The organism is Paenibacillus sp. FSL M7-1046, from assembly GCF_038007405.1.
Lineage (GTDB): Bacteria > Bacillota > Bacilli > Paenibacillales > Paenibacillaceae > Paenibacillus_AQ.
Window position 1 is genome coordinate 1,495,592 of record NZ_JBBOXB010000001.1, and the last position, 20,005, is coordinate 1,515,596.

At 50.1% G+C, this 20,005-nt stretch carries 21 protein-coding genes; 3 read left to right on the top strand and 18 right to left on the bottom strand.

Annotation, left to right across the window (positions count from 1 at the left end):
* Nucleotides 1-83: 83 nt before the first annotated feature.
* On the top strand, nt 84-1,028 hold the full coding sequence (locus NYE29_RS06380; protein ID WP_340894943.1) for a ketopantoate reductase family protein: 945 nt from the start codon (nt 84-86) through the stop codon (nt 1,026-1,028).
* 22 nt (nt 1,029-1,050) lie between these two features.
* Here NYE29_RS06380 and NYE29_RS06385 read toward each other — a convergent pair whose 3' ends face one another.
* The 5 genes from NYE29_RS06385 to NYE29_RS06405 form a co-directional block, all read right to left on the bottom strand.
* Entirely contained in the window at nt 1,051-1,326 is a 276-nt protein-coding gene (locus NYE29_RS06385; RefSeq protein WP_340894945.1) for an amidohydrolase family protein, read from the bottom strand.
* Between the two features lie 109 nt (nt 1,327-1,435).
* Complete coding sequence (gene rlmD / locus NYE29_RS06390; protein WP_340894946.1) at nt 1,436-3,007, bottom strand: 23S rRNA (uracil(1939)-C(5))-methyltransferase RlmD; 1,572 nt, start codon at nt 3,005-3,007, stop codon at nt 1,436-1,438.
* 93 nt (nt 3,008-3,100) lie between these two features.
* A complete protein-coding gene (locus NYE29_RS06395) occupies nt 3,101-3,994 on the bottom strand; it encodes a diacylglycerol kinase (RefSeq protein WP_038585736.1) in 894 nt (297 codons plus the stop codon).
* Nucleotides 3,995-4,233: 239 nt separating this feature from the next.
* On the bottom strand, nt 4,234-5,007 hold the full coding sequence (locus NYE29_RS06400; RefSeq protein ID WP_445322156.1) for a sirohydrochlorin chelatase: 774 nt from the start codon (nt 5,005-5,007) through the stop codon (nt 4,234-4,236).
* Nucleotides 5,008-5,298: a YerC/YecD family TrpR-related protein gene (locus NYE29_RS06405; RefSeq protein WP_019913624.1), complete on the bottom strand. Its 291-nt coding sequence runs from the start codon at nt 5,296-5,298 to the stop codon at nt 5,008-5,010. It abuts the gene before it with no gap.
* A 427-nt stretch (nt 5,299-5,725) separates the two neighbouring features.
* Here NYE29_RS06405 and NYE29_RS06410 point away from each other — a divergent pair, with 427 nt between their 5' ends.
* Complete coding sequence (locus NYE29_RS06410; protein WP_076110186.1) at nt 5,726-6,271, top strand: hypothetical protein; 546 nt, start codon at nt 5,726-5,728, stop codon at nt 6,269-6,271.
* Nucleotides 6,272-6,292: 21 nt separating this feature from the next.
* Here NYE29_RS06410 and corA read toward each other — a convergent pair whose 3' ends face one another.
* The 13 genes from corA to NYE29_RS06475 all read right to left on the bottom strand — a co-directional run bounded on the left by corA (nt 6,293) and on the right by NYE29_RS06475 (nt 19,128).
* Nucleotides 6,293-7,252 carry a magnesium/cobalt transporter CorA gene (gene corA / locus NYE29_RS06415; RefSeq protein ID WP_038585729.1) on the bottom strand — a complete coding sequence of 320 codons (960 nt, stop codon included), beginning with the start codon at nt 7,250-7,252 and terminating at the stop codon, nt 6,293-6,295.
* 191 nt (nt 7,253-7,443) lie between these two features.
* Nucleotides 7,444-8,346, bottom strand: coding sequence for a response regulator (locus tag NYE29_RS06420; protein ID WP_038585726.1), 903 nt, complete (start codon nt 8,344-8,346; stop codon nt 7,444-7,446).
* A 3-nt stretch (nt 8,347-8,349) separates the two neighbouring features.
* Entirely contained in the window at nt 8,350-9,645 is a 1,296-nt protein-coding gene (locus NYE29_RS06425; protein ID WP_076110184.1) for an ATP-binding protein, read from the bottom strand.
* 87 nt (nt 9,646-9,732) lie between these two features.
* Nucleotides 9,733-10,383 carry an amino acid ABC transporter permease gene (locus NYE29_RS06430; RefSeq protein WP_340894950.1) on the bottom strand — a complete coding sequence of 217 codons (651 nt, stop codon included), beginning with the start codon at nt 10,381-10,383 and terminating at the stop codon, nt 9,733-9,735.
* 657 nt (nt 10,384-11,040) lie between these two features.
* A complete protein-coding gene (locus tag NYE29_RS06435) occupies nt 11,041-11,691 on the bottom strand; it encodes an amino acid ABC transporter permease (RefSeq protein WP_340894951.1) in 651 nt (216 codons plus the stop codon).
* Between the two features lie 165 nt (nt 11,692-11,856).
* On the bottom strand, nt 11,857-12,729 hold the full coding sequence (locus NYE29_RS06440) for a glutamate ABC transporter substrate-binding protein (RefSeq protein ID WP_340894953.1): 873 nt from the start codon (nt 12,727-12,729) through the stop codon (nt 11,857-11,859).
* 32 nt (nt 12,730-12,761) lie between these two features.
* The gene (locus NYE29_RS06445; RefSeq protein ID WP_038585714.1) at nt 12,762-13,490 is read right to left on the bottom strand and encodes an amino acid ABC transporter ATP-binding protein; all 729 of its coding nucleotides are present in this window, start codon (nt 13,488-13,490) and stop codon (nt 12,762-12,764) included.
* A 362-nt stretch (nt 13,491-13,852) separates the two neighbouring features.
* A complete protein-coding gene (locus NYE29_RS06450) occupies nt 13,853-14,842 on the bottom strand; it encodes an inorganic phosphate transporter (protein WP_038585711.1) in 990 nt (329 codons plus the stop codon).
* Between the two features lie 13 nt (nt 14,843-14,855).
* Nucleotides 14,856-15,473 (bottom strand): DUF47 domain-containing protein, encoded by a 618-nt coding sequence (locus NYE29_RS06455; RefSeq protein ID WP_038585709.1) that lies wholly within the window; start codon nt 15,471-15,473, stop codon nt 14,856-14,858.
* Nucleotides 15,474-15,678: 205 nt separating this feature from the next.
* Nucleotides 15,679-16,779 (bottom strand): DUF3048 domain-containing protein, encoded by a 1,101-nt coding sequence (locus NYE29_RS06460; RefSeq protein WP_076110182.1) that lies wholly within the window; start codon nt 16,777-16,779, stop codon nt 15,679-15,681.
* Between the two features lie 265 nt (nt 16,780-17,044).
* Complete coding sequence (locus tag NYE29_RS06465) at nt 17,045-17,821, bottom strand: DODA-type extradiol aromatic ring-opening family dioxygenase (RefSeq protein ID WP_340894956.1); 777 nt, start codon at nt 17,819-17,821, stop codon at nt 17,045-17,047.
* A gap of 85 nt (nt 17,822-17,906) precedes the next feature.
* Nucleotides 17,907-18,737 carry an alpha/beta hydrolase family protein gene (locus NYE29_RS06470; protein WP_340894957.1) on the bottom strand — a complete coding sequence of 277 codons (831 nt, stop codon included), beginning with the start codon at nt 18,735-18,737 and terminating at the stop codon, nt 17,907-17,909.
* A gap of 190 nt (nt 18,738-18,927) precedes the next feature.
* On the bottom strand, nt 18,928-19,128 hold the full coding sequence (locus NYE29_RS06475) for a hypothetical protein (RefSeq protein WP_076110179.1): 201 nt from the start codon (nt 19,126-19,128) through the stop codon (nt 18,928-18,930).
* 206 nt (nt 19,129-19,334) lie between these two features.
* On the opposite strand from NYE29_RS06475, the gene NYE29_RS06480 reads away from it, so the two are divergent.
* Nucleotides 19,335-19,982 (top strand): DUF1129 family protein, encoded by a 648-nt coding sequence (locus NYE29_RS06480; RefSeq protein WP_340894958.1) that lies wholly within the window; start codon nt 19,335-19,337, stop codon nt 19,980-19,982.
* The last annotated feature ends 23 nt before the right edge of the window (nt 19,983-20,005 follow it).

The window sequence follows — 20,005 nt, forward strand, 5'->3', positions numbered from 1 at the left end:
GTATAGTGAATCTATACAATAACATTATACAACACGTTGTTTGATCATCAACAAGGATTAATATATATTTTTAGGAGGCTAATATGAAAATTTTATTCTTCGGTAGAGGTGTAATATCGACCCAATATGCTTGGGCTTTTGAAAAGGCAGGGCATACAGTTGAGTTTTACGTTAGAAAAGGGAGAAAAGAAACCTTCGGAAGCAACATAGAGCTTGAAATGTGGGACGCACGAAGAGGGAAACAGCTAATAAAAGAAAGCTGGAACGTCAAACTGCATGAGGAGATGAGCCCAAATTATGATCTCATTATTGTGAGTGTCAACACGGAACAACTTCCAGAAGCAGCACAATTACTATCGACTGCTGCTGGAAACACCCCTGTCCTAATATTCAATAACGTTTGGCAAGATTTGAAATCATCGATCTCACCATTGTCTATGAACAATGTTGTCTTTGGGTTCCCAGGAGGCGGCGGCGGCATCGCGGACAATAGGCTTAGAGGTGGCTTTTTAAAAATGCTATTTCTGGAAAAACCACGGGTAGGCACTGAACATATTAACAACAAGGTCAAAGAACTATTTGAAAGTGCCCATTTTAAAATTAGTTGGATAAAGGATATGCAAAACTGGCTATGGAATCACTTTGCCATGAATGCGGCTATAGAGACCGAGGTGTTAAAACTGGGAAGTTTTCCAGCACTCATGAATCATAGTGACTCATTCGCAAATGTTGGTAAGAATATGAGGGGAATTATCCCTGTACTTAAAGCAAGAGGTGCAAAGATTGATACGATTTCTCTACTGTTAACTAAGATTCCACCGGCACTTCTCGGCACGCTTTTTAACAAGGTTATTTTTGCAAAGGGCAGCTTACCACGACTTTTCATCGAATACAACAATAGTAAAGCAGGTTTTGCGGTACTTGAAGTTGTGAGAGAAGCAAAAAAGTTAGGTATACCTTTACCACGTCTTACTTTGGCATTTGAAAACACTGAACAACACAAAGCTATTGAAAATTCCACATTATAAAAATTCCCAGTATTCTCTGTCATCATGCGGATAATTTTGGCCTTAGATTCCATTTTTTTCCAAGTCTTTCCTTCATTGAGCTTAGCTTTTGATTATCGTGGTAAGCACCTGCCCGTATCACAGCGTTAATACCATAAAGATTTTGTACGCTTTCTATGGGGTTGGCGTCCAGAAGGACCAAATCGGCGTTTTTGCCGATATCCACGGTCCCCATATCATTTATCCGGTCCAGAAATCCAGCCCCGTTCAGGGTTGTCATCTGAAGAACATGAAGCGGCGGGATACCGGCCTTCTCCAACTCGTCTTCGATATCTTAATTTATTTGTAGAATCCGATTGTTCTTCTAAAGAGTAAGCCAAAATTTGTGATACATTAGGACTCATTCAGGTAAATGTGGCTCCAAATCACTACTCCCTCACTAACAACACACAGCATTCCACATGCACCGTATGCGGGAACATATCCACCGGAGTTACCTCCACTGTTCTGTACCCGCCATCCTCCAATACCCGCAAATCCCTCGCCAGTGTCGATGGATTACAAGACACATACACCACCCGCTCCGGCTTCATCGCCAGAATCGTATCCAACAGGCGCGGGTCGCAGCCTTTACGCGGCGGATCTACGACGATGACGTCCGGCGTGACACCTTGCTCTTTCCAGTTCGGGATCACGTCCTCTGAGGCACCTACCTCGAACACTACGTTGTTCATATTGTTAAGCCGTGCGTTCGCACGCGCGTCCTCAATAGCTTCAGGCACTATCTCTACGCCGTACACTTTAGACGCGTGCTGCGCCAGGAACAACGAGATTGTCCCGATACCACAATAGGCATCGATTACAGTCTCCTTGCCTGTCAGACCGGCATATTCTACGGTTTTACTGTACAGCACCTCAGTCTGTGCCGGATTCACCTGATAGAACGAACGGGCGGAGATGGCGAACTGCACATCGCCGATGTAATCGTAGATGACGTCGGTGCCCCATAAGACACGGGTCTCATCTCCGAAAATGACATTTGTCTTCTGCGTATTGATGTTCTGGCAGATGCTTGCCACAGCCGGCAGCTGTTCGCGGATGCTGCCGAGCCAGGCGTCAAGATGCGGGATGTCGCGGCCGTTCGTGACCAGTACCAGCATCATCTGCCCGGTGCGGAAGGCTTTCTTCACAACGACGTGGCGCAGCAGGCCGCGTCCGGTCTCTTCGTTGTAGGCGGAGATGCCCAGTTCTCTGCCTATGCGTTTCACCGCGGCAACGACGTCGTCGTTATGCTCATGCTGGATCAGACAGGTCTCCATGTCTACGATCCGGTGACTGCCGCGGGCATAGAATCCGCCGACCAGTCCACCTTCGGTGACGCCGATCGGTACCTGAGCCTTGTTGCGGTAACGCCAAGGCTCGTCCATGCCCAGGGTTGGCCGGACGATAATACCGTCAGCCTGGCCACCCGCAGCACCTGCACTGGCCACACTCCCGCCCTCAGCTGCCGCACTTTCTGCCCCGGCAGTCAGATCCGCCGGTTCAACGGCCTCCTTTGCACCAGCGTTCCCAGCAGCTGCGCCTCTGCCCGGCGCACCCGCCACCTGCAGCTTCCCGATCCGCTGCAGGTTGTCCACCACCAGCTGGCGTTTCCACGCCAGCTGTGCGGTGTAATCCATATGCTGCAGCTGACAGCCGCCGCATTGGTCATAGATGGCGCAGGGCGGCGCGATGCGGTCGCTGCTGGCCTGCACAAGCTCCAGAAGCTTGGCGTAGCCATACTGCTTCTTCGTCTTAAGCACCTTCGCCCGGACCTTCTCACCGGGGAGAGCGCCCTGCACAAATAGGGTAAAGCCCTCTACGCGGCCTACCCCTTCGCCTTCATGGGTCATGCCGATGATATCGAGCATAACCTCGTCATTCTTATTCACTGGCAGTCCGGCGACAGGCGCCGTGCCTTCCCGGCGGCTTGCGCTGCGTCCACTGCGGTGTTTACTCATATCTATAGGTTCACTTCTTTCATTATCTTCGCTTTTGCAATAAAAGTGCAGGCCAGCCTTACAGCCACCTGCACTTCCCTTCATTTAACTGCCTCAAGGCTTCTGCGCAAAAATCCGCAAATGCTGCGGCAGGATCTGGAATTTACCTGGCAGCGTACCGCCGAGTTCACCATCCAGATTAAGCTGGACATACCCCGGGGAAGTGACTTCCATGGCATCGGTACGGAAATAAACGACCTTCTTATCCTGCAAATGCTCACCGCGAATCGCCAAAGTAACAAGACGGATGAACTCTGCAAGGTTGCATTTCTTAACAGCAATGACGTCGAACAGTCCATCGTCAATGCTTGCATCCGGGGCAAGCTTCTCAAAGCCGCCTACCGAATTAGTGTTGGCGATCAGGAACAGCATGAACTCGTCATGAATCAGCTCCTGGCCATTGGCACGGATGTATAGCTCCTGCGGAGAGAGACTGGCCATTTTCTCAATACCCTTCAGGTAATAAGCAAGCTGGCCCATCATCGTCTTAAGTCTGCTTGGAACCTCGTATGTCAGCTCGGTCAGGCTGCCGCCGCCGGCTATATTAATGAAGTAACGGTCATTGGCTTTGCCGAGGTCAATCAGGCGCGACTCCTGGCGAAGAATCAGATCACAGGAATCCTCCCAGTTCTTCGGAATACCCATAGCCCGGGCAAAATCATTGGTTGTACCCAGCGGCAGTACGCCAAGCGGGGGAAGATTCGGTCTCTCCGCCATGCCGTTGATTACCTCATTTAATGTGCCGTCGCCGCCGGCCGCTATGATCAGATCATAAGTTCCGCGTTCGACCGCATCAATTGTGGCTGCCGTAGCATCGCCCTCACCGGTTGTTGCGTGACATGAGGTTTCGATGCCGCCAATATCCAGCCGGTCCAAAATGTCGGCGAGCCGCTTTTTCATTTCTTCCCGTCCAGAAGTCGGATTATAAATCAGTCTCGCAGTTTTCATTACCGGAACGCCACCTGTTTTTATAATAGATAACCTTACTGATTATACCCAATTCTGCACCCCACAAGCAATGCCAGAGCCTGAGCAAGAATATATTTTACTTATTGCAATGACATCAAATCAGCAGCAGCAGCAGAAAAGTATAAATATATGTATGCGGCAGCCACCGAAAAAAACACAATGGATACGCGATCTTTTCAAAGTTAGCGGCTTTAGCGGCTACATCAGTCCGATGATATTTATACCTGCGCCCGCAGCTTCACCAGCATCGTATTTACCTGCTCTTCGATCCAGTGCGGCAGCAGCGGATGAGGCAGCAGTGTCCGTCCCGAATAAGCATACTTTAATCCCTGAAGTCTCTCCGGAATGACTACCTTGGTGAAATAGCCTTCACTTAAAAAGAGCGGAGCCACCAGTACATCATAGCCCTGCTCCTGCCAATATTCCGTCCGGCTTCTGATACTGTCCGGGTTCAGCAGGCCGTAATCGGCCGCCGCCACTCCGCTCACAGTGCGCACACGTTCCGCCAGTGAGGAAATGCCCTGCTCCCAGCGCTGGCGGAAGCCGTCATGCTTGCTGCCGTGTCCCACGAGCAGAATCGTCTCCCGCTGCGGATTAGCGGACAGCTCACGGACCTTGTCCCAGATCATGACCGCAATATCCGGATCATCATCGACGGGGTAGCCGAAATGGATACGCGCATTAACCGTAAAGCGTTCAAGATCCGTTTCACGTTCAGGGGCAGCTTTGGCGCCGAGTGCATACTCTATTTCATCAATATGCGTACTTCCCGAAGACACAAACAAGGGGATCACAATAATATCTGTGACCCCTGCATGTTCCAATTCATTTATACCATCCTGTATCAGACAGCCCTCTACCAGCTCCAAAAAAGAAACCGCCACAGGCAGCTCCTTCTCCAGTGATAAATGGCCGACAGCTTCTTCAACAATAGAAACCCATGTCTTGTCCCGTGAGCCGTGACTAATAATGAGTACGCCCGGCTTCATCAATTATCGTCCCAGACGTTCCAGTGTAAGCTTGTACCCGTCATTGCCGTAATTCAGGCAGCGTTTCACACGGGAAATAGTCGCTGTGCTTGCGCCAGTCTCTGCTTCAATCTGATTATAAGTAGAGCCTTTACCCAGCATCCGCGCAACTTCCAGACGCTGTGAGAGCGATTGGATTTCGTTTACTGTGCAAAGATCATCAAAGAAAACATAACATTCTTCCATATTTTTCAATGTTAAAATAGCCTCAAATAATTGGTCAATACTTTTATCGTTTAGCTTCTTAAGCTGCATCGTAGATCATCCCCTAAAAGTTTGGTCAGCATTAGCATCATTGAATAAGCATCGTACAAAACTGACATTAAATACATAATTTAATATGACTATCTTGCCTCTACTATATTGTACTGGAGCAGTTTTTTCAAGCATTAACGGTTTCACGCTGTAAAGAACGAAAATCATGGACAAACGTCCACCCCATGCGCACACAATTTATGTATTCGATAGTCTTCATTCAAAATCCTTATAGGATTACCGCCTTAATTATAGTACTACATAAGCACCGAAAATCAAGCATAGACACGGTTTCTTCACTTCCCGTCCCTCCTTGTAGGCATTCGCCCTTTTCCGCTACTATCCCGGTAACCCGGGCATTCGTCTATACCTTATGTTCGCCCATGACATACAGTATAGCAAACCACTAACGAAGGATTGTGATGTTATGCCTCATCATTACTATAATCATTCCCGCCGGGATGGGCGTTCGCTGGCCGGGCCGTACACGTCTTCCCCCTATCCCGGTATCACTTCATATGCGCCGCCTGTTCCCGTGGAAACCGGATTGCTTCCTGCCCTTGGAGCGGAAGCTGCCGAAACAGCGCTTGCCCTGCCTGCCGCTGAAGCCGCCACCGCCAAAGCAGGCGGATTGCTGGGCAGTCTCGGCGGACTCGGCAATCTCGCGAATATGGAGCAGATCAAAGGTATCGTCGACCGGCTAGGCGGAATTGACGGCATCGTGAGCTCCATGGGCAAGGTGCAGAAGGTGATGCAGGGTTTTCAGCAAATGGCCCCTATGGTTAAGCTCGTAATGGGAAGCTTCGGAAAAGGCAAAAAAAGCGGGGCAGGCGCGCTCGCAGCGGAAGAGGATGCCGCTCTGTACAGCCCCAAACGGCGTAAAAAAAGACGCTCCGCTCCGAAGCGCCGCAATTCCCCGCCCAAGAACCGTAAAAAAACGGCTCCTGCCTCCAGTAAACGCCGCCGCACTTAAGCGGTGGCGTTTACGCTTCCTTTACTTAAACCATCCGCTCCGCCGGAACCATCTGAACATCCCCACTCCGAGCAACAGCATTAGCAGCAGTACCAAGGGATAACCGTACGTCCAGTGGAGCTCCGGCATCACCTGGAAGTTCATCCCGTATATCCCGGCAATCAGGGTCAGCGGCATGAATACAGTAGTAATTACCGTGAGGGTCTTCATGATGGAATTCATCCGGTTGGAGTTAAGCGAAATATAGCTGTCGCGCAGATCAGCGGTCATTTCCCGGTCCACCTCGATCATATCGGTCAGCTTCAACAGATGATCATAGATATCGCCAAAATAAATCCGTTCCTCTCCATTGCTCTGCACATGCTGCGAATTGAGGATCCGGTACATCAGGTCGCGCATCGGCACAATCGTCCGGCGCAGCTTAAGCAGCCGTCCGCGCACATTGAAGACCTGGCTCATAAGCTCTTCCACTGACTCGCTGCCGCCGCTGCTTTCCAGATCGGCCAATTCATCTTCAAGGCTGTACAGGCTAGGGAAATACTTATCGACCAGCTTGTCCATTACGGTGTAGGCTGCCGCAATTGGACCGCCCGACCAGCCTTTGCGGCTGTGAATCTCCGATTGCACCGAAGCCCAGGCCTCATCCATCTCCGATTTCTCCTGATGGTGATAGGACACGAGAAAGTTTTTGCTCAGAAACAGGTCGACCTCTTCCGCCTCCAGCGTGCGCTCATTGAGCGCATGCAGCACAAAAAACTGCACATCCTCGTAATAATCCAGCTTCGGCCGCTGCAAGATATGCATACAATCCTCAATTGCCAAGGGATGAAAATGAAAATAGGTGTCCAGCAGCAGGGACTCCTCCGCCGTAGGCATAGCAAAATCCGCCCAAATCCAGGCATAATCAGCAATCACTATATTTTGCAGTGCCAGCCCTGTCAGCACTTCACCCTGATGTGTTATCACTAATGTACGTATCATAATGAATCCTCCGTTTGTTCCTACTTACGCCTTTCAGCAGCTTCATGTTACCATTGTACCGCATGAGGCATCCCCAGCCCAAATGTTGATGTGAAGCCTACCCTGCTTACATCTCTGCGCAAAAAAATAACCACCAGCCTGCTGTTCAGCAGTTCCGGAGGTCCCATGATCCCTACATCTATAGTTGCACCTTAGCGGCCCAGGCCGTCCAGCAGTTCCAGATGCAGCACTTGCAGAAATTTCTTGATATTCACCTTAACCTTGCCGGAATCCCGGCCCTGCTCGATCTCCCTCATCTTCAGCCGCACCTCCTCAAAATCAAAATAAAGCGGCGCGTAATATTCGAACTTGGGATTCCCGTAATCCGTCAGTCCAATGGAGGCCAGATTCGTCAGTCCGGCAGACAACGCGCGGCGCAGTCGCTGTTCAATCGCTTTCACCTCTTTCGCTGCTTCGGCGGGAACGGTTTTATAGCTGGCTGCAGCCATTTCGTAGAGTTCCTTAAGCGGTGGCAGACTTCCGCGGTTACTGTGCGTTGCGGCCAGCTCCATCATCGTGATAATATCGCGGCTTCCGCTTTCGGACACCATGCCCATATTCATCAGAATCGGCTGAATGATCTCCCGTACGGAACGTTTACTGATCTGCACCGGCGGCAGTCCGAACTGCAGTCCCTCCAGCTTGCTGAGGCTAGATTTGATCTCATCCAGGTAGCGGTTAATCGCATAACGCTCGTTCACCTTATACAGCACGGCCTCCACTTCGATCTTATTGATCGGTTTGCGGATGAAGAACTCGATTCCGCTGCGGTAAGCGCGGCCTACCATGTCACTGTTTTCAATCTGTGAGATCATCACGAATTTGGAGCGGCAGCCCTGGGCTTGCAGAGAGATAATCGTCTCGATCCCATCCTGATCCGGCATGAGCAGATCCATCAGTACGATGTCCGGACATTCACTTAGGATCAGCCGCACTCCGTCCTGCCCGCATTCCGCCGTACCCGCCACTTCGCCAAGCCCGCTATCCTCAATGATATGCTGCAGCATTCTTCTGGCGGCCGCATCATCATCCACTATACAGAAAGAAAGCGGCATCCTTTATTCCTCCTTCCGCAGCTTTGCCGTCGGCAAAATAATCTGAAACATCGCCCCTCCGGTATGGGAGGCCTTATGAACCGTAATCTCGCCCTCAAATGCATCAACAATATCCCGCACATGCGAAAGTCCGATACCCGTAGCAGCAATACCTTCTTCATCAAATTTCGTTGTGAACCCGGGCTCGAACAGCAGCTCACGATCACGTTCCTTAATTCCGCCGCCGCTGTCAGTTACGGTGAGGATCGTAGACCCGGCTTTCTCATAGATATCTAGGGATACGCTCCCTATTCCTTTTATAACCTCAACCGCATTGGCGGTGAGATTGTTCAGCAGGGTAAGCAGTGGAATGTAGCTTGCGGTGGTATAATCGGAGTCCTGGGGAATATGGGTACTGAAGCTGATACTCTTACCCAGCATTTCGGCGTATTTGGCATTGCTCTTCACGGTAAAACTCAGGATGCCGGATAGACGCATGTCCCCGGTAACCTCGCGCTCCACCAGCTTCACCAGACCGGCCAAAATCCGCTGGGTATCTTTCTTCACCTCATGAATCTGCTGGGTAATATCCAGTACCTGGCGGCTGTATAACTGATGCTCCTCACCGGCCTTAAGATTCCGATATAGGTCATAGCTGCTCAAGGTAACACTCTCCAGTGTTCCGATCGACTTCTTCAGATAAAATACTTCACCGTAGAGGCCCGAGCCGAACCCGAGCATTTGCTCAATCCGCTGCTTCTGTTCTCTTTGCGCGATTCGCAGCTGGCTGACGGAAATGCTGCTGTACACACCGGTCGTAAAATACGTGCGGATGACAGCAATAACCATCAGATAAGTCCATTCATTCAGCCGGAAAGAGGCAGAGTCCAGCACAATCAGCCGGGTCAGCAGTTCCATTTCATTCGACACCAGATCAATAAGCGACGCAACACCGCCAAGCACAAGCGGATGGAAGGTATCCAGCCGGCTCTTAAGCAAATGCATCAATATTGCGAAGACGATATAATAGACCATTGCTGAGAAATGGCTGGTTAAACTCTGCACAAAGCTCAGCTCAGCGCCTCCCGCAGCATCCAATCCGGTACGAAACAGCAGCACGACAATGCCTGTGGCAATACCTGTACTAATGTAAGGCAGCCGCCTCATTAAAAGCAAAAACAGCAGAAACGCACTGCTGCCCATTGCAATCCGGAAGATGTCGCCATCAAACGGATTTATTTTGAATTCACCGGCCAATGCCGTCCCGGCGGCTACTATGATAATCTGCGCATATTTGGATTTCAGTATGAAATGTCCCATCGCCCACTGCTCCTGCCAAAGATGTTGACAATTATACTACCATAACCGCCTCTGCTTTCCTACGCTAAAGTACACGATCCCTGTCCGTCAGACCACTTTATTCTCCAATCTTCGCGAGAGGATCGACAGCAGGAAATTGACTGCAAAATAAATCAGTGCTACGAGCAGCAATGTAGGAATTGCGTAGCTGTAACTGTGCCCGATGACAATCCTGGCGTTATGCATCAGCTCCGGTAAAGAGATCACAACTGCGAGCGAGGTATCTTTTAGCAGTGCGATGAATTGGCTTACCAGAGGCGGAACCATGCGCCGCAATCCTTGAGGCAGCACTATATGCCATAGGGTCTGGAAATTGCTGAGTCCGGAGGAGCGCGCCGCTTCAATTTGCCCCTTGTCAATCGAGGTTAATCCGCCGCGTACAATCTCAGCAATCATTGCAGCTTCAAATATCGTTAATGCGGCAATAGCCGCCGTGATCAATCCCAGCTTGATCCCCACCTCCGGCAGCGCAAAACGGATGAAGAAAATAATCAGCAGCAGCGGCAGATTACGGATCAGCTCCACCAGTACGAACATTACCGGCGACAATACCGGCACTTCCGAATAACGGATCACTCCCATAATACAGCCAATGACAAAGCTCAGGATAATCGATACAAAAGCCACGATGAGCGTAATATACAGCCCATCCAGCAGAAACTTTAAATTATCAATGGAGTATGCGCCGGTAAAATCCAAAATAGTAACCCTCCTTAGGTGCTTTGCATGGGAAGTGTTGAAATGTTGATATACGGACAGATGATTGTCCGTAGGGTTTGGAGTGGGGAACGTGATGCGGTAGCTGGCTGGAGGCTGGGGCTATGCTGGATGCATGGATTCTAAAGATGCGGGCTTGGAATCGATCCGGTGACGGGTAACTGCGGTGAATGTTGGACCTCCGGCCGCTGTTATGTTTGGATTTCCTGATTTGAACCGCTGGCTGCGGTAGAAATCCAAACATAAAGGCGGACGCTAACGCTCCTCCAGTTCCAAAATTCCCCTCCGTTACTTTCACCTTCTCTATGCCTGCTTATCTTCATCATTATTTATCCGGTATAGCTTAGGCTTCCAGGCGGGCACTACCGCTTCCGCCCCCCACAGCGCCAAACCCTCTCTCCATTCATTCCTTCTTATCAACTGGAATTCAAAGCTTCGCCAAGCAAAGCTAAGATCGTGAGCCATTGATCGAAGGCCTGTTATCCCGGCCTTCTCTCATCGTTACGAACCTTAATACATAAACCGCGAACCTTACAGCCGCTTCACGGACTGTAAAAACTTTAAACCCTAAACCGCAAACCTTACAGCCGCTTCACGGACTGTAAACAACTAATAATTCGCCACATAAAACATCCTATTCTAGTAATTGCGCTGCAGACGGCGCTCCCATACCCGCACGCCGTAGCTAAGCGGAAGAGTCAATACGAGATAGAACAACGCTACGAAGATGTAGGTATCGAATGTGCGGTATGTTTCAGTTGAGATGCTATCTGCAAAATACATCAAATCAAGACCGGCGACGATGGTCAGTACCGAGGAGTTTTTAATCAGGTTAATAAACTGGTTGCCAAGCGGCGGGATGACCAGCTTAATCGCCTGCGGGAGAATGACATGCAGCATAGTCTGCATGTAGCTGAGTCCGGACGAACGTGCGGCCTCCATTTGCCCTTTGGGAACAGCCATGATTCCGGCGCGGATCGCCTCGGCGATAAAGGCTGAGGTATACACGGCCAGGCCGATGGTTCCTGCCTTGAAGCCATCAAGTGTGAATCCCAGTGCAGAAGGACCGTAATAGAAAATATACACCACGAGCAATAGCGGAATATTACGGATAAACTCGACGTAGCCCGTTCCGAACCAGCGCAGCCCCTTCACAGATGTAATGCGGAAGACTGCGATTACTGTCCCCACCAGAAAGCTGCCGAGGAGAGCGAGTACGCTGGAGAGTAAAGTGCCCTTAAAGCCCTCCATATACTGGCCGAAATAATCGGTTAATATCGTAAAATCCATGGATCTCACCTACCCTTGCCTAAAGATGCTTGCTCACTTGCCCCGTTCGTCATCCGTTTGATCTTACAAGCAGAAACGGCAGAGCCGCCCTTTAAAGGACGGCTACCGTTCATGCAAGGACCAATGGTGAATGTAGAGCATGATGTCAAAGATGCCTGACCAGCCTTATTTTGCCGGAGCTTTACCGATCCATTTCGTATAGATGGCAGCATAGTCACCGCTTGATTTCAGTTCGGTCAAGGTATCATTAATGGCTTGAACTACATCGGTGTTGCCCTTCTGCACAGCAATGCCGTAAGGTTCGTCGGTGAACGGTTCGCCTACAACCTCGAAGCCCGGGTCCTGCGAAGCCATGCCATACAGGATAGCATCATCTGTTGTTAGCGCGTCCCCTTGACCGGCCTTCAGAGCACTGAACGCATCCTGGTAGTTATCAAATTCCAGTACAGTTACACCCGGAACCTTCTCTTTAATGTTTTTGATCGAGGTTGCCCCCTTGGAACCGAGTATCTTGGTATCCTTCGTTACATCTTCAAGACCGGTGATCGAACTGCCCTTCTTTACTAGCAGCGATTGTCCGGCTTGGAAATAAACGTCGGAGAAGTCAACCTCCTTCTTGCGCTCTTCGGTGATGGTCATGGTAGCGACAACCATATCGATCTCACCGTTGTTCAGCATTGGAATCCTTGTCTTGGAGGTTACCTCCTTCAGTTCAATGGCGTTTTCGTCACCGAGGATATGCTTAGCAATGGCTTTGGAAATGTCGATGTCGAAGCCTTCCACGTTACCCGATGCCGGATCTTTCAGTCCGAACAGTCTCGTGTCGTATTTCACGCCTACCAGCAGTTTGCCGCGTTCCTTAATCTTGGCAATGGCTTTGGAAGCTGTTGATCCCCCTGAAGCATTGCTGCCGCCGGCCGCATTATTACTGCTCGCATTATTACTGTTCACATTGTTGTTGCCACATCCGGCAATTACGAACAGGGCGGCAGCGATCATCAGCACACTTAACCGTTTGAAGCTTTTGGACATTTTCATTTCTCTTCCTCCCCTTATTGCTGTCTATTTGGTTAATGACTTAATACACGGCTGAGAAATGTGCGTGTCCGCTCTTCCTGCGGGCTGGCGAAGAACTGCTCCGGCTCCGCTTCTTCTACGATTTGTCCCTGATCCATGAAAATAACCCGGTCCGCAACCTCGCGGGCAAACCCCATCTCATGGGTGACCACAACCATCGTCATGCCTTCACGGGCCAGCGTCCGCATCACGTCCAGCACCTCACCAACCATTTCCGGATCCAGCGCGGATGTCGGTTCGTCAAAAAGCATTATTTTCGGCTTCATCGCCAGTCCCCGGGCAATTGCCACACGTTGCTGCTGGCCGCCTGACAACTGGGACGGATAAGCCAGAGCTTTATCGGCAATCCCTACCTTTTCCAGGTAATACATCGCTGTCTTCTCCGCTTCCGCCTTGGAAAGCCCAAGCACCTTGATCGGTGCCAGTGTAATATTGTCGATCACCTTTTTATGCGGATACAGGTTGAAATGCTGAAACACCATTCCAATTTCTTTGCGCAGCTTATTGATATCCGTCTTGCGTTCATTTACAGTTATCCCGTCCACGGTCAATCCGCCGCTCGTAATCGTCTCCAGCCGGTTAATGCAGCGCAGCATCGTGCTTTTACCGGAGCCGGAAGGACCGACCACGACAACCACTTCCCCTTCCTGAACATGCAGGTCGATTGCTTTCAGTACATGAAAATGTCCGTAATGTTTGTCTACTTGATGAAAGTCGATCAACGACAGGCCTCCTTTGCCACGCTTTTTAAGTTCTTGCACAATCTTTGAACCGTTCTCTGTCAGCTATGGTAACACTTAAAACACACCTTACTTTAAAGACTACGAAATCCTACATAATACTACGCGAATCACAAATTTTTCATGTCATTTTCTTTTTTAAAAGTGATATATTCCCTTTTCTTTTACCTCTGATTAATGCATTTTATCGGGTTTGCGTTACTTTTTGTGACATTCTTCTCTTGAAATATAAAAAGACACCTTTCGGTGTCTCCGCTCTGATCCTATTCCATTCATCTAAAAAGACAACAAAAAAAGATGTCCGCAGCCATCCGTGGCTTCCGTGACATCTTCATACCCGTGCTCTAGAAGAAAATTGTGAAGATAACTCCCGCCAGCACTGCACTGATCGGAATTGTAATAAACCAGGTGACGATAATCCGTCCGGCAACTCCCCATTTCACAGCGGAGAAGCGTTTGGCAGAGCCTACACCAAGAATAGAGGATGTAATGGCATGCGTTGAACTTACCGGCAAATGCATCAGTGTGGCCGAGAAAATAACAGAAGCCGCGGATATATCCGCTGCAAAGCCGTTGATCGGCTCGATTTTGAAAATTTTGGTCCCCATCGTCTTAATGATCTTCCAGCCGCCAATCGACGTTCCAAGTGCCATCGACGTAGCTGCAGCAATCTTAACCCACAGCGGAACCTCCATAGTCTCCAGACGTCCCGAAGTCACGAGCGCAAAGGTGATAATCCCCATCGCCTTCTGGGCATCATTCGTGCCGTGCGTGAAGGATTGCAGCGCCGCTGTAATGATCTGCATCGAGCGGAAGCCTTTATTCACCGTATGCGGACTGCGTTTGGCGAAGATCCATTTCAGTATCGTCATAACAATATAACCAATGACAAAGGCAATGAGCGGGGAGAAAATCAATCCTTCCACAATCTCAACAAAACCGCTCCATTTGATGTGGTCCGTACCGGCCCCTACATATACAGCACCGGCCAGTGCTCCGATAAGTGCATGTGAAGAAGAAGAAGGAATCCCCAGCCACCAGGTAACCAGATTCCAGATAATCGCGGCAATCAGGGTAGCTATAACAATATCAATCCCGTTATCTAGCAAGGTAGGGTCGGTAATGCTGCCGCCGATCTTCTTGGCTACTCCTGTAAACATCAGAGCCCCTACAAAGTTCATCGACGCCGCCATAATGATAGCGGTACGCGGCTTTAGCGCCCGTGTGGAGACGGAGGTGGCGATTGCGTTGGCTGTATCATGGAAGCCGTTGATGAAATCGAACGCAAGCGCGAGAAATATAACAAAACCTAGCATAAATAATGATGTTTCCATATTTCAGAGCCCCTTATGAGTTGCGCATGATGATCGATTCCAGCATGTTGGCTACGTCTTCACATTTATCCGTGGTCGTCTCCAACCGCTCATACAGCTCTTTGCGCTTGATCAGCTCAATCGGGTCTTTTACGGTCTCGAATAAGGCTTTGGTGCAAATGCGAAGCACTTCATCCCCTTGATTCTCCAGATCATTCAGACGAATGGTATACTCACGAATCGCCAGGAGTTTCTTCTGGGACAGCAAATGAACGGCTTTTTGGATTTCATAGGCAGATTGGCGCAGAATTTCCGCGAATTGAACGATATATTCATCAGGGTCCAGCAGGTTATACATATAGAAACGCGAGGCCGAAGCTTCCAGGCCGTCAATGACATCGTCCATACTGGTAATTAAGTCCATAATGTCGTCGCGTTCCAGCGGCGTGATGAAGGTCTTGTTCAACTCTTTAATAACGGTGTGCGTGTAAGTATCGCATTGGGATTCGTACTTCTTCATCACCGCAGCGAAGTTTTCGACATTCTCCTGGAGAGTTGTAATATTCTGAGCGAAGTAATCCGCAGCCTGGACAATGGTGTCAGCCATATTTTCCAGGGTCTCAAAGAAAATGTCCTTTTTTTTAAACTTCATTAGTTTAAACCCCTTTACATAAAATTGCCGTGAAAACTTGAAGCCACTCATATGTAAACAGCATGAAAATGAATGACAACCCTTGTTATCTTATCATATCAATAGAAGGGATAGAAGTAAAAAGAACGAACTTTTTTACACTATATTAACAATTCCCAGTAATAACAGAAATAATTCTCTGAACAGCCATTTTCCAGGTTTGGAATCACGTTGTACTTGGAACCGCTGTATAGCTCACATGGCTGCTGAAGGCTGGCGCATTAGGGACGATCAGAATATGTGTGACGCCCGGATACATCAGCGCTTCTGTCCCGTCACTCTTCACAAACCGGATGACATCGTCCGGCTTGCGTGACCATTTGCCTTTGATCACCTGCCCGCGCTGAAACAGCAGCGCTTCGCCGCCCAGCTCCACATCAATCTGCAGTCTGCCGACATCATCCAGCACCTTATGGTCCGATCCAATTACCATGACATTCGCCGCTTCCACAGGACTGGCATTATTCAGATCCAAATGCGGCTTCCCGTTCACCCAGCGCAGGTAGGTCCGCGTCTCGGGATTATATTTATAACCTACGTTATAACTCGTCAGCAGAAAGTTTACATTTAACTCCACAGCAGCCTCACCTTCAGTCGGCAAGAAATCGGGATCGGTGAATGGATACCCGGAAACCTGGGCTTTCTCCGCATACCCCAGCTTTCCGGCACCCTCCCGCAGCTTAGCTGCATTGCTGTAGAGGTTATGCGGAGCTTTGCGCTCCTTGTCCCGCCAGAAATAGGCACCGGCCCGGCCGATCTCATCCATATCCTCCTTCTTCTGACCTTGCAGAATCGCATAAGCAGCGGGGCTGCCGCCGGCATGTACCGTGACCGCCCCATAACTCTCACCGATATCGATCAGATAAGGGCGGATACTGCGGATAGGTCCGATTTTGACGACTCCGGTATGACTCTGGAAGATCCCGATCAGCCGGGTAATTCCGCCTTCGGCCAACACTTCGTACAGAATGTCCGCTTCGCTGATACCGGACTGCGGCCGGGCAGCGGGTGCATTATTGATCATTACAGCCAAAGGCCTCAGCAGCTCACCTTGCACCGGAAGCCCGGTCAATCCGGACAACTGCCCCGTGTTAGCAGGATCGGTTGTCGGCGACGGCTCTATGGAAGCCGTTGGCACCGGAGACAGTGTTGGCGACGGGGACGGGGCAGGTGGATTCTCCGCGCTTGGTGTTCCGCAGGCTGAGAGCAGCAGTGCAGTAAGCATAAGGCCGGATATGAGACGGGAAGAATAGCGGTTCATGGTCATAAACTTGTTGTTCCTCCTAAAAGTTTTGTGAGCTTAACTTCATAGACTCTACTCCGTACAAAACTGGCTTCGAAAGCATGTGCTTAAAGTTTTGTAGCTTTACTTCTTTGAATTCACTTCGTACAAAATTCACAAAAAACCCGTATCGCGTTTCTTCCATTTAATCACAGGCTAGCAGATTTGTCTTGCACACTGCCTTCTTCACCCGCAAAAAAGGATACAGCCCGCTATCGGCTGTATCCTATGTTTATTGTATGAATTTGCGCTAGTCTACCATCCAGCAGTTCAGGCTGAGCGTTCCGTATTGATACGCCTGAATCATCAGTTGTGCCCGCTTGCCTTCATCTGCGGCGCCCATAATATAGAAGAGCGGAACAAAATGTTCCCTTCCATAAGACGGAACCGCTTCGCGCACATGCGGTGCCTGCTTCTCGTATGCGAACAAAGACGGCAGATCCCATGCCGCAAGTCCTTTGGCAACCCACGCATCGAAATCGAGCGCCCATTGCTCGGGTGTATCATCCTGCTTGAGCAGCCGCAGATTGTGGACTAATCCTCCGCTTCCGATCAGCAGTATTCCCTCATCCCGCAGCGGAGCCAGCATTCGCCCGATAGTATACTGCTCCTCGGGAGAGCGCAAAGAATCGACGGATAAGGCCACTACCGGAATATCGGCCTGCGGGAACATCTTCTTCAGGATCACCCATACGCCATGATCAAGGCCGCGCCCCAGAACAGGCTGATGGGCGAGATTATTCTCCTTGAAGAGCTCGGAAATACGGTTGCTGAGTGCGGGATCACCCGGGGCAGGATAGGTCAGCGAATACATTTCTTCCGGAAATCCATAGAAATCATGCTGCGTCTCATGCTGTGCGTCCACTGTAATCAGCTGCTCAGGGCTATCCCAATGCGCGGAGAAAACTACAATACCGCGGAGCTTCCCCAGATCCTGACCAAGCCGCTCCAGGAAACGCGTGTACTCATTATCCTCCAGAGCGAGGAGCGGAGAACCGTGCGCAATAAAAAATGCCGGTAATTTCATAGGGTGCCAACCTCCATAACCCAGTATATGGTGTGCCCCTTTATTTTACCGCTAAATCACAGTTATTGCTAATGCTACATATCACCTATATCATCCAGTTCTGCCATTCCTGCTGCAGATGCTCCTGCTGGTTCATCCACTCCCGGGTCCGTTTCAGCACCTGCTCCTGCGCCGGGCCTGAGGAAAAGGTATGGTCTCCCTGAAAAATGATCTCCTTGTCGCAGCGCCCCTCCGGACGGGTCCAGAACAGCTTCTGGTAAAGGAAGGCATAATCAACCGGAATGACATCGTCGGAGGTGCCATGAATAACGAGCACATCTCCACTGAACTTCCCGGCCTCCTGAAAAGGCTGGAAAGCAGCCAGCGAGTTGAAGTATACCGGCGTAAACGTATATCCGGCGTAATCGGACGACCCGCTCTTCACCGACCGGTCATAAGCTTCCCTTCCTACAATCTTTACGATATCATTGAACGGATAGCCGACAGCAGACCACAGGACCAGATTCTTCACCCTCCGGTCGCGGACTCCGGTCAAGAGAGCTACGACACCGCCGAGACTGTGTCCGATAAGCGTAACGCGCTGCGGATCCACATCAGCAGAACCGATCCCGTAATCAAGCACGGCCCGGGTCTGGGCAATCATGGATTCCATATCCTCGCTGCCGTAATTCCCGGTGCTCTCTCCGCATCCTGCATAATCAAAGCGGATCACCATATATCCGTCCTGCGCCAATTCACGGGCTGCCTTGACAAAGATCCGGTCAACGCCGATCCGGCTGCCTACAAAACCATGGCAAATAACCGCCAGAGGCACACGGTCCTTGCAGCGGCCGCTGCCCCCCTTTTCACGCGATGGATAATGTATGCTTGCTGTGAGCTCCTCCTGGTTATGCCGGATAATAATGTTCCGTTCCATGGCCTTATCCTCCTCTAAAAGTAAAGCTATTCCAAAGTATAATAATTCCGATTAATTTAGTGTGATTTATATCTTTATTATACGGTTTACGTTATTATTGTCAACAAGAAGCCAGCGGAAATCAATAATAACCGAAAAGGCCCCTTCCGCTCCCAAAGGAACAAAAGAGGCCCCTGCCCGCAAAACTCACTCAATCGTAGCTGTCGTGAAACATATCATGGGTTTCCCGTCTGCCTTCCCAATCCTCCAGGCCGTTATCCTGGTCCTGCCCCGCTGCGTCCCACAGGCTGAAGCCGTCGGAATTGCCCCAATCGCCCACTTCATTAGCCTGCACAGGCGCGAAGCCGTCACCCATGAATTTGCCTGGTTCTTCTTTTTTCTCATGCCCCATAACGCTGCCTGCCTTCCTATAAGCTGTATTTGGTGAAGCAACTTCAAACTTCCTTATCAGTGTTCACTCTTCCAAAAGGATTATTCACGGGACAGGCAAAATGGATGTCCTTGCACACAACAGCCGCCCAACCGTATACTCTAGGTTATAGGCTATCTCGATCAAGACTACTGGAGGTTTACATCCATACTATGAAAGTCAAAGCTATGATTAAACAAAATAACGTTCTGCGCGAGCAGATGACACCCTCTAACCGCTCTTATATGGAAGATATGATTCTGGAGATGCGGAGCAGCCGGGTAGAAGCCGTCCGCGCGGAGGAACTGCTGCTGGAAGCAGCAAACCTTATGCTGCGGGAACAGAGTAAAGGCAAAGATGCCAAGCAAATATTCGGAGAGCAGCCGGGAGATTATTTCCGGGAGATCATAGACAGCATTCCTAAACGGCCTGTGCGCAGCCAGTGGAACTATTACTTGATGATATCCTGGGCATCTCTGACCAGTCTGTTCGCTGTACTCGCAATTGCCGGGCTCATCCTGTTATGGATCACCGGGTCAGCAGGCATATTCAGCCAGATCAGCCTGTTTACGATTCTCCTCGTAGGCGCAGGGTCCGTGGTTATCATTGAACTGCTTATGAAATGGCTGTCTTCCCTGTCCGAAAGCGATGCCCCCAAACCTAAACCCTTTGATCTCAAAGGGCTGGGCGTCTATGTCGTTATCGTCATCATCGCCGTATTTGCCGGGGCATTCCTCGAAAACTTGTTTCCGGTCATCTCCATCTCCCCCTGGGTGAGCCTGATTCTGTGTCTGGGCGGAGGGCTTGGACTAAAACTTATATTCTTCAGATCATAGATTTCTTATTCTACTTCCGACCA

What these genes read in the sequence shown, in the direction of transcription:
- NYE29_RS06380 (WP_340894943.1), top strand. Translation starts at nt 84, where the DNA reads ATGAAAATTTTATTCTTCGGTAGAGGTGTAATATCGACCCAATATGCT.
- rlmD (WP_340894946.1), bottom strand. Translation starts at nt 3,007, where the DNA reads ATGAGTAAACACCGCAGTGGACGCAGCGCAAGCCGCCGGGAAGGCACG.
- NYE29_RS06395 (WP_038585736.1), bottom strand. Translation starts at nt 3,994, where the DNA reads ATGAAAACTGCGAGACTGATTTATAATCCGACTTCTGGACGGGAAGAA.
- NYE29_RS06405 (WP_019913624.1), bottom strand. Translation starts at nt 5,298, where the DNA reads ATGCAGCTTAAGAAGCTAAACGATAAAAGTATTGACCAATTATTTGAG.
- NYE29_RS06410 (WP_076110186.1), top strand. Translation starts at nt 5,726, where the DNA reads ATGCCTCATCATTACTATAATCATTCCCGCCGGGATGGGCGTTCGCTG.
- corA (WP_038585729.1), bottom strand. Translation starts at nt 7,252, where the DNA reads ATGATACGTACATTAGTGATAACACATCAGGGTGAAGTGCTGACAGGG.
- NYE29_RS06420 (WP_038585726.1), bottom strand. Translation starts at nt 8,346, where the DNA reads ATGCCGCTTTCTTTCTGTATAGTGGATGATGATGCGGCCGCCAGAAGA.
- NYE29_RS06425 (WP_076110184.1), bottom strand. Translation starts at nt 9,645, where the DNA reads ATGGGACATTTCATACTGAAATCCAAATATGCGCAGATTATCATAGTA.
- NYE29_RS06435 (WP_340894951.1), bottom strand. Translation starts at nt 11,691, where the DNA reads ATGGATTTTACGATATTAACCGATTATTTCGGCCAGTATATGGAGGGC.
- NYE29_RS06440 (WP_340894953.1), bottom strand. Translation starts at nt 12,729, where the DNA reads ATGAAAATGTCCAAAAGCTTCAAACGGTTAAGTGTGCTGATGATCGCT.
- NYE29_RS06450 (WP_038585711.1), bottom strand. Translation starts at nt 14,842, where the DNA reads ATGGAAACATCATTATTTATGCTAGGTTTTGTTATATTTCTCGCGCTT.
- NYE29_RS06455 (WP_038585709.1), bottom strand. Translation starts at nt 15,473, where the DNA reads ATGAAGTTTAAAAAAAAGGACATTTTCTTTGAGACCCTGGAAAATATG.
- NYE29_RS06460 (WP_076110182.1), bottom strand. Translation starts at nt 16,779, where the DNA reads ATGACCATGAACCGCTATTCTTCCCGTCTCATATCCGGCCTTATGCTT.
- NYE29_RS06465 (WP_340894956.1), bottom strand. Translation starts at nt 17,821, where the DNA reads ATGAAATTACCGGCATTTTTTATTGCGCACGGTTCTCCGCTCCTCGCT.
- NYE29_RS06470 (WP_340894957.1), bottom strand. Translation starts at nt 18,737, where the DNA reads ATGGAACGGAACATTATTATCCGGCATAACCAGGAGGAGCTCACAGCA.
- NYE29_RS06475 (WP_076110179.1), bottom strand. Translation starts at nt 19,128, where the DNA reads ATGGGGCATGAGAAAAAAGAAGAACCAGGCAAATTCATGGGTGACGGC.
- NYE29_RS06480 (WP_340894958.1), top strand. Translation starts at nt 19,335, where the DNA reads ATGATTAAACAAAATAACGTTCTGCGCGAGCAGATGACACCCTCTAAC.